This is a genomic window from Clostridium cochlearium, assembly GCF_900187165.1.
Classification (GTDB): Bacteria; Bacillota; Clostridia; order Clostridiales; family Clostridiaceae; genus Clostridium_G; species Clostridium_G cochlearium.
This window is the reverse complement of record NZ_LT906477.1, coordinates 2,313,209-2,326,336: the sequence shown is the minus strand read 5'-3', so window position 1 is coordinate 2,326,336 and position 13,128 is coordinate 2,313,209. Positions and strand designations below refer to the sequence as shown.

The 13,128-nt window shown below is 35.8% G+C and carries 6 protein-coding genes, 1 tRNA gene and 2 rRNA genes; all 9 read left to right on the top strand.

The genetic code is table 11. The annotated features are described in order from the left end of the window. Positions 1-220 precede the first annotated feature (220 nt). Complete coding sequence (locus CKV72_RS11435; protein ID WP_089864362.1) at positions 221-1,009, top strand: type III pantothenate kinase; 789 nt, start codon at positions 221-223, stop codon at positions 1,007-1,009. After that, positions 1,009-1,977 carry a tRNA dihydrouridine synthase DusB gene (dusB, locus tag CKV72_RS11430; RefSeq protein WP_089864359.1) on the top strand — a complete coding sequence of 323 codons (969 nt, stop codon included), beginning with the start codon at positions 1,009-1,011 and terminating at the stop codon, positions 1,975-1,977. The genes CKV72_RS11435 and dusB overlap by 1 nt, the downstream gene beginning before the upstream one ends. 226 nt (positions 1,978-2,203) lie before the next feature. Beyond that, complete coding sequence (greA, locus tag CKV72_RS11425) at positions 2,204-2,686, top strand: transcription elongation factor GreA (protein ID WP_089864355.1); 483 nt, start codon at positions 2,204-2,206, stop codon at positions 2,684-2,686. Between the two features lie 16 nt (positions 2,687-2,702). Continuing rightward, a complete protein-coding gene (lysS, locus tag CKV72_RS11420; protein ID WP_089864352.1) occupies positions 2,703-4,211 on the top strand; it encodes a lysine--tRNA ligase in 1,509 nt (502 codons plus the stop codon). 166 nt (positions 4,212-4,377) lie between these two features. Further along, a tRNA-Asn gene (locus CKV72_RS11415) sits at positions 4,378-4,452 on the top strand. Positions 4,453-4,732: 280 nt separating this feature from the next. Continuing rightward, positions 4,733-6,124 carry a glycine--tRNA ligase gene (locus CKV72_RS11410; RefSeq protein WP_089864349.1) on the top strand — a complete coding sequence of 464 codons (1,392 nt, stop codon included), beginning with the start codon at positions 4,733-4,735 and terminating at the stop codon, positions 6,122-6,124. A gap of 380 nt (positions 6,125-6,504) precedes the next feature. Next, positions 6,505-7,881: a UDP-N-acetylmuramoyl-L-alanine--D-glutamate ligase gene (murD, locus tag CKV72_RS11405; RefSeq protein WP_089864346.1), complete on the top strand. Its 1,377-nt coding sequence runs from the start codon at positions 6,505-6,507 to the stop codon at positions 7,879-7,881. Between the two features lie 446 nt (positions 7,882-8,327). After that, positions 8,328-9,840, top strand: a 16S ribosomal RNA gene (locus tag CKV72_RS11400). A 267-nt stretch (positions 9,841-10,107) separates the two neighbouring features. After that, positions 10,108-13,004 (top strand): 23S ribosomal RNA (locus CKV72_RS11395). Together the 16S and 23S rRNA genes form the textbook arrangement of a ribosomal RNA operon. Positions 13,005-13,128: the final 124 nt, after the last annotated feature.

The window sequence follows — 13,128 nt, the reverse complement described above, 5'->3', positions numbered from 1 at the left end:
TCTGTTTTAATTATTATAAAATACGTTAATATTTAAAATTCATTATTGATAGTAATAAAAAGATATCTGTACTTTTTAATTTACAGATATCTTTTTTTAAATTATAATGGTTTGTGTGTAATATAAGAAATATGAATAATTATATAAAAATATAACATAATACAAAAGTAAACAATGTTATATATTTTTATAAATATATATCAAAGGAGTGATTAAACTAATGATATTAGTTTTAGATGCAGGTAATACTAATATGGTTTTGGGACTTTATAAAGATAAAAACCTTATAGCTGATTGGAGACTCTCCACAGACCCTTTGAGAACTGCGGATGAATACAGTATACAAGTTATACAACTATTTTTACAAAATAATTTGAAGGTAGAAGATGTAGAAGGAGTTATAGTTTCTTCAGTTGTACCTAATATTATGTATTCTGTAGAGCGGATGGTATCTAAATATTTTAAGAAGAAACCTATTATAGTGGGACCAGGAACAAAAACTGGCATAAATATAAAATATGATAATCCTAAGGAAGTAGGAGCAGACAGAATAGTTAATGCTGTTGCAGCTCATGAACTATATAAAAAACCTTTAGTAATAATAGATTTTGGCACAGCAACTACATTTTGTGCAGTAACTAAATCAGGAGACTATTTAGGTGGCGCTATAGCGCCAGGTATGAAAATATCATCAGAAGCATTATTTGAAAAGGCTGCTAAATTACCTAGAGTGGAACTTATTAAGCCTCCTACTGTGATATGTAAAAATACTGTTGCAAGTATGCAAGCGGGAATGATTTATGGATATGGTGGATTAGTAGATAATATAGTTACAAAAATAAAAGAAGAACTTATAAACTTAGGAGAAGAAGAGCCTTTAGTAGTAGCTACAGGTGGTTTGGCTAAATTAATAAGTGAAGAATCACAGAGTATAGATTTAATACATCCATTCTTAACTCTTGAAGGTTTAAGAATAATATATGAAAAAAATAAGGATTTGGATATTTAATGAATATATCTAGTTTAGAATTAGATGGCAATGTTTTTTTAGCGCCTTTAGCAGGAGTTACAGATTTAGCATTTAGAGGATTATGCAAAAGAATGGGATGTAATCTTGTATATACAGAAATGGTAAGTGCAAAAGCACTTTTTTATGATAGTGAAAAAACTAAAGAAATGTTGAAATTTTCAAAAGAAGAGCTTCCTATAGCGGTACAAATATTTGGGAAAGAACCTGAAATCATGGCCACGGTAGTAGAAAAATACTTTAATGATAATGAGGATGTTTGTTTAATAGATATTAATATGGGATGTCCAGCACCTAAAATTGTAAAAAATGGAGAAGGATCAGCTTTAATGAAAAATCCTAAATTAGCATCACAAATAGTAGAAAGTATAAAAAAAGTATCTAATAAGCCAGTGTCTGTTAAATTTAGAAAAGGATTTGATAATGAAAATATAAATGCTGTAGAATTTTCTAAGATAATGGAAGCATCAGGAGCAGATGCACTTACTATACATGGTAGAACAAGAGAACAAATGTATCAAGGAAATGCAGATTGGAAAATAATAAAAGAAGTAAAGGAAGCTGTTAAGATACCTGTAATAGGAAATGGAGACATTTTTACAGGAGAAGATGCAATTAATATGATGAAATATACTGAGTGTGATGGTGTAATGGTAGCTAGGGGAGCTTTAGGTAATCCATGGATATTCAATGAAATAAAGGCAAAATTACAAGGTCAACCAATATCAAAACCTTCTCCAGATGAAATATTAGATGTATGTATAGAGCATTTTCAAAGAGCTTTATATTATTATGATGAAAAAAAAGCAATAAGGGAAATGAGAAAACATATAGGATGGTATATAAAAGGGTTAAAAAATTGTAGTAGAATAAAAGATATTATAAATAAGGAATTAGATAAAGATAAGGTATTAAATATACTAAAGGAATACAAAAAAGAATTTGTATAATGAAAATATAATTAGCATATACTTTATTGAATCAATTTAGATTAAGAATGTAAAAGAGTATTAAAATATACTGGAATTGAATTAAGAAATATTAAAATTAATGGTAAAAATATAAATTTTACTAAATACTAAGTTGACATTAAAATTATGCTGATTTATAATAACGTCAATGATTTTGACGAAAACTATTATTTTTTATAAAAAAGATCTAAAAGGAGAGAATGACATGAGTGATTCAAAAAAATATGTTATGACATATGAGGGTATAAAAAAACTGGAGGAAGAACTGGAGTATTTAAAAACTGTTAAAAGAAAAGAGATTACACAAAAAATAAAGGTTGCATTATCTTTTGGAGATTTAAGTGAAAACTCAGAATATGATGAGGCCAAAAATGAACAAGCTTTTGTTGAAGGTAGAATAATTCAACTTGAAAATATGCTTAAAAATGCTACTATAGTAGATGAGAATGAAGTACCAGCGGATACTGTAAATGTTGGAAGTATAGTAAAAGTTAAAGATTTTGACTTTAATGAGGAGGATGAATTTACAATAGTAGGTTCAGCTGAAGCAGATCCATTAGAAAACAAAATTTCTAATGAATCACCAGTAGGTAAGGCTCTAATAGGTAAAAAAGCAGGAGACAAAGTGGAAGTAATTGTACCTGATGGTATAAGTAAGTATGAAATAATATCAGTAAGAAGAATTTAATTGGAGGAATGCTAGCATGTCAAATGAACAAAAGAATTTAATGAACGAAGAAGAAGAGTTTAATAAACTTATTCAAGAAAGAAGACAAAAGTTTTTTGATCTTCAAGCGGAGGGGAAAGATCCGTTCGAAGTAACTAAGGTTGAAAGAACTCATACTTCTCAAGAGATAAAAAATAATTTTGAAGAATTAGAAGATAAAGAAGTTACTGTAGCTGGAAGATTGATGTCAAAAAGAGTACATGGTAAGGCTGGATTTTCTGATATCCATGATAGATATGGAAAAATTCAGCTTTATATTAAAATAAATGATGTGGGAGAAGAAAGATTAAAAGAATATAAATCTTTTGATATAGGAGATTTTGTTTCTATTACAGGAACAGTTTTTAAAACAAGAACAGGAGAAGTTTCTATACATATAACAGATTTTAAACTTATAGCAAAATCTTTAAGACCATTACCAGAAAAGTGGCATGGCTTAAAGGATCCAGATTTAAGATATAGACAAAGATATGTAGATTTAATTGTAAATCAAGATGTAAGAGATACTTTTATGAAAAGAACTAAAATAATAAAGCATATGAGAGAATTTTTAGATGCTAGAGATTATATAGAAGTTGAAACACCTGTATTATCACCAATAGCTGGAGGAGCAGCAGCAAGACCTTTTACAACTCATCACAATGCTTTAGATATAGATATGTATTTAAGAATTGCTACTGAGCTTTATTTAAAAAGATTAATAGTTGGTGGATTTGAAAAAGTATATGAAATAGGTAAAAACTTTAGAAACGAAGGCATAGACATAAGACATAATCCTGAATTTACTATGATTGAATTATATGAAGCTTATGCGGATTATAATGATATGATGGAAATAACAGAAAATATGGTAGCTTATATAGCAGAAAAAGTTTGTGGAAGTACAAAAGTAAATTATGAAGGAACAGAAATAGATTTTAAACCGCCTTGGAAGAGAATTACTATGGTAGATGCTGTCAAAGAATTTTCAGGTGTAGATTTTAATGAAATAAAAACAGATGAAGAAGCGAGGGAGCTTCTTAAAGATAAAGAATTTGAATTAAAGAAGAAAATAGAGGATTGTACAAAAGCAGATGTTTTAAATGTTTTCTTTGAGGAATATGTTGAAGATAAATTAATTCAACCTACTTTTGTATGTGACTATCCAGTTGAAATATCTCCTTTAAGTAAAAAGAAAACTGATAATCCTGCTTATACAGAAAGATTCGAAGGTTTTGTATATGGAAGAGAATTATGTAATGCATATACTGAACTAAATGATCCTATAGTACAAAAGGAGAGATTTATTCAACAATTAAAAGAAAGAGAATTAGGCGATGATGAAGCATTTATGATGGACGAGGACTTTATTAATGCTTTAGAAATAGGTATGCCTCCAACAGGAGGACTGGGAATAGGAGTAGACAGACTAGTTATGTTCTTGACAGATTCTCATTCCATAAGAGATGTAATTTTATTCCCAACTATGAAACCAACACATAATTAATAAGCTTTATTAATTAAAACCTTTTGTAAGCAATTCTAAAGAATATTGAATAACTATAGACAGTTTTTCTGCTTTATAGTTATTCAATGTTAATAAAACAAAAAAATATATTAAAAATAGTTGCATTATAAAAAATATATGTTATAATAATTATTGTATTAAATGTTCCGTGGTAGCTCAATGGTGGAGCATTCGGCTGTTAACCGAAGGGTTGAAGGTTCGAATCCTTTCCACGGAGCCATTTTTATTTTTTGACTATTGACAAAATCAATCTATTTGATAGAATATATTATAATTTAATATATCGCGATGATAGAGAAGAGTAACTGTAAAAACTTTAAAGAGAAGTTATGGATGGTGTAAATAACTAAGTTTTTATTGTGAATGGAGCTCTAGAGTGAAAAATGTAGAGTAGGGCTGTTGCCAAAAAGGGTGGAACCGCGGAAGGTTACTTTCGTCCCTTATGGTAGCAGTTTTTTTTATACAAAAAATTAAATTATTAATAATAAGGAGGAAAAATCATGGCAGTTGAAAAGACTATGGATAAAATAGTGGCATTAGCTAAGAATAGAGGATTTATATTTCCAGGGTCTGATATTTACGGAGGCTTAGCAAATTCTTGGGATTATGGTCCTTTAGGAGTAGAGTTTAAAAATAACGTAAAAAAAGCGTGGTGGAAAAAATTTGTTCAGGAATCACCATATAATGTAGGTATAGATGCGGCAATATTAATGAACAGAGAAGTATGGGTAGCATCTGGACACGTTGGAGGATTTTCAGATCCATTAATGGATTGTAAAGAGTGTAAGACAAGGTGCAGAGCAGACAAATTAATAGAAGATTATATGCAAGATAAAGATGAAAATTTTGAAACTGCAGATGGATGGAGTAATGAAGAGTTAAAGAATTTTATTGATGAAAACAATATAGCATGTCCTAAATGTGGAGCACACAATTTTACTGATGTAAGAAAGTTTAATTTAATGTTTAAAACTTTTCAAGGAGTAACAGAAGACGCTCAATCAGAAATATTTTTGAGACCAGAAACAGCACAAGGAATATTTGTTAATTTTAAAAATGCTATTAGAACTACTAGAAGAAAAATGCCTTTTGGAATGGCTCAAATAGGTAAATCTTTCAGAAATGAAATAACTCCTGGAAACTTTACTTTTAGAACTAGAGAGTTTGAACAAATGGAATTAGAGTTTTTCTGCGAACCAGGAACAGATTTAGAATGGTTTGAATATTGGAGAGATTATTCATGGAATTTCCTATTATCACTTGGACTTACAGAAAAAAGTTTGAGGATAAGAGAACATTCTAAAGAAGAATTGGCTTTTTATAGTAAAGCGACAGTAGATATAGAATACCTATTCCCATTTGGATGGGGAGAATTATGGGGTATAGCAGATAGAACAGACTATGACTTAAAACAACATATGAACCATTCAGGAGAAGATTTAACCTATCTAGATCCGAAAACTAATGAGAGATATATTCCTTATTGTGTGGAACCATCATTAGGAGCTGATAGAGTTGCACTTGCATTCTTAGTTGATGCATATAATGAAGAAGAACTTGATGGTGGAGATACTAGAACTGTTTTAAAATTACATCCAGCATTAGCACCATTTAAAGCAGCTGTTCTTCCATTAACTAAAAAGCTTAAAGACAAATCATTTGAAGTTTATAGTATGTTAAGTAAATATTTCAATGTAGATTATGATGAAGCAGGAAGCATAGGAAAAAGATATAGAAGAGAAGATGAAATAGGAACTCCTTATTGTATAACTATAGATTATGATACGTTAGAAGACAATACTGTAACTATTAGAGATAGGGATTCTATGGACCAAATAAGAATAAATATAGATAAACTAGTAGAATATATATCAGAAAAAGTTCAGTTTTAGAATAAATAATAAAGCCAGGAGTTAATATTTTTTAACTCCTGGCTTTATTATTATAAAAATAGTTAAAAAAAAGACCGGATTTTTATCCGGTATAAATAGGGTTTAATCATGGGGATATGTTATATGTTCAATTAAAACTTGGGGAATTATATTAATGTTTCCTTACGGCACGTTTATTAGTATATCATCATGTTTTCTACAATGCAATACAAAGAAACAAAGTCTTTAAATTAAATATTTTCTAATAATTTAGACTTACTCAAGTTCATTTTTAGAAAAGAAAATATATAGGTTTTATAAATTCGATTAGCTTAGAGTATAATTTTAATAAGTAGAAGTGTTATAATTATTTATAATAAAAATATAATATGGAGGGAAAAATGAATAAGGATTTTAATGAATTTAAAAAGTTTATATACAATAAGAAGGTAGCAATAATAGGTTTAGGTATTAGCAATATGCCCTTAATAGAATTTCTTTCTAATCTAGGTGCCAGGGTAACAGGATTTGATAAAAAAAATGAAGATGAGTTAGGAAAGGATATAGAAAAATTAAAAGAAAAGGGAGTTAACTTTGAGTTAGGGAGCAACTATTTAGATAAACTTTCAAATTTTGATGTTGTTTTTAGAACACCGTCCATGAGAGTAGATCATCCTATTTTGACAAAAGCTAAATCTGAAGGAGCATATATAACCTCGGAGATGGAACAGTTTATAAAATATTGTCCAGCAAAATTATTTTGCGTAACAGGTAGTGATGGAAAAACAACTACCACTACTTTAATATACAATATGTTAAAAGCTGAAGGATATACTGTATGGATAGGTGGGAATATAGGGACTCCTTTATTTACTGAAATTGAGAAAATAAAAAAAGAAGATATGGTAGTTTTGGAATTATCAAGTTTCCAGTTGATGTCTATTAAGGAACCTGTAGAAGTTGCACTTATAACAAATGTATCTCCTAACCATTTGGATATTCATAAAGATATGGAAGAATATATTGAAGCTAAAAAGAATATTTTTAAATATCAAAGAAAAGATGATCTTTTAGTAATTAATGAAGACAATAAAGTAACAAAATCCATGGAAAAGGAATGCATAGGAAGAGTACTTAAGTTTAGTATGAAAGAAAAATTAAAAAAAGGTGCCTTTTTTTATGATGAATATTTATATATTAATGAAAAAAAAGTTTGTAATATGAACGAAGTAAAATTAAAAGGAATGCACAACATAGAAAATTTATTAGCAGCCTTTTGTTGTGTTAGTGAAGATATTAGTATAGATAGTATGGGGAAAGTGGCAAAAAATTTTGCAGGGGTAGAACATAGACTAGAATTAGTGAAAGAAATTCAAGGAGTTAAATATTTTAATGATTCTATTGCATCAAGTCCAACTAGAACACTAGCTGGATTAAAGTCTTTTGATAGACCAGTTATTTTGATTGCAGGAGGATATGATAAAAATATATCTTTTGATATTTTAGCTAAAGAGGGAATTTCTCATATAAAGCATTTAATATTATTAGGTGATACTAAATATAAGATAGAAGAAGCTTTTAAAAATATAATGAAAGATAGCAATCAATATATTCCTATTTCTATATGCAATTCTATAGAGGAAGCTGTAAATATAGCTAAAGAAAATGCAAAGTTTGGAGATATAGTAACCTTATCTCCTGCTTGTGCTAGCTTCGATATGTTTAAGAACTTTGAAGAAAGAGGAAATAAATTTAAAAGTATTATAAATAACTTGTAATTATTTTATAATTTAAGGGAATACTACTCCTGAATACATTGGATTCAGGAGTAGTTGTTTTGATTTAACAAAACAACTGAATCAAGTGTATCTTTATATGAATTATAGAGAAAAAGATAAAAATAGAGATTAAATAAAAGATAATTGTATAAAATAAGATATTGATAATATGTATCTAAATCTAAATATGTTAGAATGAAATACGTTGTTGAAACAAAACAACGCGTAACCTTGAAAACAACACATTTATTAAACATAAAATATTTAATAAAAAAGTGTTGACAAGTTTAAAAAAAACTTGTATACTGTAAAAGTCGCTTGATTGCGACAGACGAATAGGTCTTTGAAAATTAAACAGAGAAATAAGCCAGTCGATTCTTATTGAGAATCAAAAAATAGTAATGAGCAAATTTTATCAATTATATAGTTGATAAAGATTAAACTTTTAAATTGAGAGTTTGATCCTGGCTCAGGACGAACGCTGGCGGCGTGCTTAACACATGCAAGTCGAGCGATGAAGCTTCCTTCGGGAAGTGGATTAGCGGCGGACGGGTGAGTAACACGTGGGCAACCTGCCTCAAAGAGGGGAATAGCCCTCCGAAAGGAGGATTAATACCGCATAAAGTTAGAGTTTCGCATGAAACTTTAACCAAAGGAGTAATCTGCTTTGAGATGGGCCCGCGTCCCATTAGCTAGTTGGTAAGGTAATGGCTTACCAAGGCAACGATGGGTAGCCGACCTGAGAGGGTGATCGGCCACATTGGAACTGAGACACGGTCCAGACTCCTACGGGAGGCAGCAGTGGGGAATATTGCGCAATGGGGGAAACCCTGACGCAGCAACGCCGCGTGGGTGATGAAGGTTTTCGGATCGTAAAACCCTGTTTTCTGGGACGATAATGACGGTACCAGATGAGGAAGCCACGGCTAACTACGTGCCAGCAGCCGCGGTAATACGTAGGTGGCAAGCGTTGTCCGGATTTACTGGGCGTAAAGGGTGCGTAGGCGGATGCTTAAGTGAGATGTGAAATACCTAGGCTTAACTTAGGGGCTGCATTTCAAACTGGGCATCTAGAGTACAGGAGAGGGAAACGGAATTCCTAGTGTAGCGGTGAAATGCGTAGAGATTAGGAAGAACACCAGTGGCGAAGGCGGTTTCCTGGACTGTAACTGACGCTGAGGCACGAAAGCGTGGGTAGCAAACAGGATTAGATACCCTGGTAGTCCACGCCGTAAACGATGAATACTAGGTGTAGGAGGGTCCAACCTTCTGTGCCGCAGTTAACACATTAAGTATTCCGCCTGGGGAGTACGGTCGCAAGACTAAAACTCAAAGGAATTGACGGGGGCCCGCACAAGCAGCGGAGCATGTGGTTTAATTCGAAGCAACGCGAAGAACCTTACCTGGACTTGACATCCCCTGAATTACTCGTAACTGAGGAAATCTCTTCGGAGACAGGGAGACAGGTGGTGCATGGTTGTCGTCAGCTCGTGTCGTGAGATGTTGGGTTAAGTCCCGCAACGAGCGCAACCCTTATTATTAGTTGCTACCATTAAGTTGAGCACTCTAATGAGACTGCCCGGGTGAACCGGGAGGAAGGTGGGGATGACGTCAAATCATCATGCCCCTTATGTCCAGGGCTACACACGTGCTACAATGGTGGGTACAGAGAGAAGCAATACCGCGAGGTGGAGCAAATCTCAAAAACCCATCCCAGTTCGGATTGCAGGCTGAAACTCGCCTGCATGAAGCCGGAGTTGCTAGTAATCGCAAATCAGAATGTTGCGGTGAATACGTTCCCGGGCCTTGTACACACCGCCCGTCACACCATGAGAGTTGGCAACACCCGAAGTCCGTGAGGTAACCGTAAGGAGCCAGCGGCCGAAGGTGGGGTTAATGATTGGGGTGAAGTCGTAACAAGGTAGCCGTAGGAGAACCTGCGGCTGGATCACCTCCTTTCTAAGGAGTAAAATATTGGTTTATATTCTCTGTTTAATTTTGAGAGACTTATGTCTTTCTAAATGTTCTTTGAAAATTGCACAGAGTAAACTAAGGTAAATTAAACCTTTAAATTTTAATAACAGAAGTTATTGAAAAATACTAAAAATTACTAGAAACAAGTAGTGCTAGGCATAAAGTGAGTGAGGAACGGAGTTTAGCGGAAGCTAAATGAGTACCAGAGCGAACTTTATAACGACGCAATACGAAGTTTATAGGAATTTTAAAGATCAAGCTACAAAGGGCATATGGTGAATGCCTTGGCACCAGTAGCCGATGAAGGACGTGATAAGCTGCGATAAGCTTCGGGTAGGCGCAAATAGCCTGTGATCCGGAGATTTCCGAATGGGGAAACCTGCATACCTAACGGTATGTACCATAAACTGAATACATAGGTTTATGGGGGTATACCCGGGGAACTGAAACATCTAAGTACCCGGAGGAAGAGAAAGAAAAATCGATTTTCTTAGTAGCGGCGAGCGAAAAGGAAAGAGCCCAAACCAGAAATTTATTTCTGGGGTTGTGGATAGACCATAACGAAGACAGACTTTAATCGAAGAGAGCTGGAACGCTCTACCACAGAAGGTAATAGTCCTGTAGGTAAAAAATCATGTCTTTTAGGTCTAATCCAGAGTACCACGAGACACGTGAAACCTTGTGGGAAGCAGGGAGGACCACCTCCCAAGGCTAAATACTAACTGGTGACCGATAGTGAAGCAGTACCGTGAGGGAAAGGTGAAAAGAACCCCGGAAGGGGAGTGAAATAGAACCTGAAACCGTATGCTTACAAACAGTGGGAGCACGTTAATGTGTGACCGCGTGCTTTTTGTAGAACGAGCCAGCGAGTTACGGTATGTAGCAAGGTTAAGCACTTAAGGTGCGTAGCCGAAGGGAAACCGAGTCTGAATAGGGCGACTAGTTGCATGCTGTAGACCCGAAACCGAGTGACCTATCCATGGGCAGGTTGAAGCGGAAGTAAAATTCCGTGGAGGACCGAACCACGTTGGTGTTGAAAAACCATGGGATGACCTGTGGATAGCGGAGAAATTCCAATCGAACTCGGAGATAGCTGGTTCTCCTCGAAATAGCTTTAGGGCTAGCGTCTGGTTATTGAGTAATGGAGGTAGAGCACTGAATGGGCTAGGGGCTGACAACAGTTACTGAACCCTATCAAACTCCGAATGCCATATACTTTTATCCAGGCAGTCAGGCTGCGAGTGATAAGATCCGTAGTCGAGAGGGAAACAACCCAGACCATCAGCTAAGGTCCCAAAGTGTAAGTTAAGTGGAAAAGGATGTGGGATTTCTAAGACAACTAGGATGTTGGCTTAGAAGCAGCCACTCATTTAAAGAGTGCGTAATAGCTCACTAGTCAAGAGATCCTGCGCCGAAGATGTCCGGGGCTCAAACTTACCACCGAAGCTATGGATTCAATAGAATGGTAGAGGAGCTTCCTGTATGGGTAGAAGTCGTATCGTAAGAAGCGGTGGACTGTACAGGAGTGAGTATGCTGGCATGAGTAGCGAGAAATAAGTGAGAATCTTATTGGTCGAAAACCTAAGGTTTCCTGAGGAAGGTTCGTCCGCTCAGGGTTAGTCGGGACCTAAGCCCAGGCCGAAAGGCGTAGGTGATGGACAATCGGTTGATATTCCGATACCGCCAACTTTCGTTTGACAGATGGGGTGACACAGAAGGATAAGGTATGCACACTATTGGATGTGTGTCTAAGCACTTAGGCGTGCTTGATTGGCAAATCCGTCAAGCTTAGCTGAGGTGTTATGGGGAGCCTATTTTGGCGAAGTACCTGATTCCACACTGTCAAGAAAAGCCTCTATGGAGAATGTTGGTGCCCGTACCGCAAACCGACACAGGTAGGTGAGGAGAGAATCCTAAGACCATCGGAAGAATTGCTGTTAAGGAACTAGGCAAATTGACCCCGTAACTTCGGGAGAAGGGGTGCCTGCTTCACGGCAGGCCGCAGTGAATAGGCCCAAGCAACTGTTTATCAAAAACACAGGTCTCTGCTAAAGCGAAAGCTGATGTATAGGGGCTGACGCCTGCCCGGTGCTGGAAGGTTAAAGGGATCTGTTAGCGTAAGCGAAGCGGTGAACTTAAGCCCCAGTGAACGGCGGCCGTAACTATAACGGTCCTAAGGTAGCGAAATTCCTTGTCGGGTAAGTTCCGACCCGCACGAATGGCGTAATGACTTGGGCACTGTCTCAACAGCAAATCCGGCGAAATTGTAGTGCAAGTGAAGATGCTTGCTACCCGCGATAGGACGGAAAGACCCCGTAGAGCTTTACTGTAGCTTAACATTGAATTTCGGTATTGTCTGTACAGGATAGGTGGGAGACTTGGAAGCAGGAGCGTCAGTTTCTGTGGAGTCACCCTTGGGATACCACCCTGATAGTACTGAAATTCTAACGGAAAGCCTTGAAACAGGTTGCCGGACATTGTTAGGTGGGCAGTTTGACTGGGGCGGTCGCCTCCTAAAAAGTAACGGAGGCGCCCAAAGGTTCCCTCAGCGCGGTCGGAAATCGCGCGTAGAGTGTAAAGGCATAAGGGAGCCTGACTGCGACACATACAGGTGGAGCAGGGACGAAAGTCGGGCTTAGTGATCCGGTGGTTCCTCGTGGGAGGGCCATCGCTCAACGGATAAAAGCTACCTCGGGGATAACAGGCTGATCTCCCCCAAGAGTCCACATCGACGGGGAGGTTTGGCACCTCGATGTCGGCTCGTCGCATCCTGGGGCTGGAGTAGGTCCCAAGGGTTGGGCTGTTCGCCCATTAAAGCGGCACGCGAGCTGGGTTCAGAACGTCGTGAGACAGTTCGGTCCCTATCCGTCGCGGGCGTAGGAAATTTGAAGGGAGCTGTCCTTAGTACGAGAGGACCGGGATGGACTGACCTCTGGTGCACCAGTTGTCACGCCAGTGGCACAGCTGGGTAGCTAAGTCAGGAAGGGATAAACGCTGAAAGCATCTAAGCGTGAAGCCCACCCTAAGATGAGATTTCCCATGACGTAAGTCAATAAGATCCCTTGAAGAACACAAGGTTGATAGGTCAGAGGTGTAAGTGCAGCAATGTATTTAGCTGACTGATACTAATAGATCGAAGGCTTGATCAAAAATATTACTCTGTGCAATTTTGAAAGAATAATGCTTTCAAAAAATAAAATAAAAAAATTTAAAAAAACTATTGACAATATTCTTCATATAAATTATAATTTTAAATTGTAAGATAGAAAAATA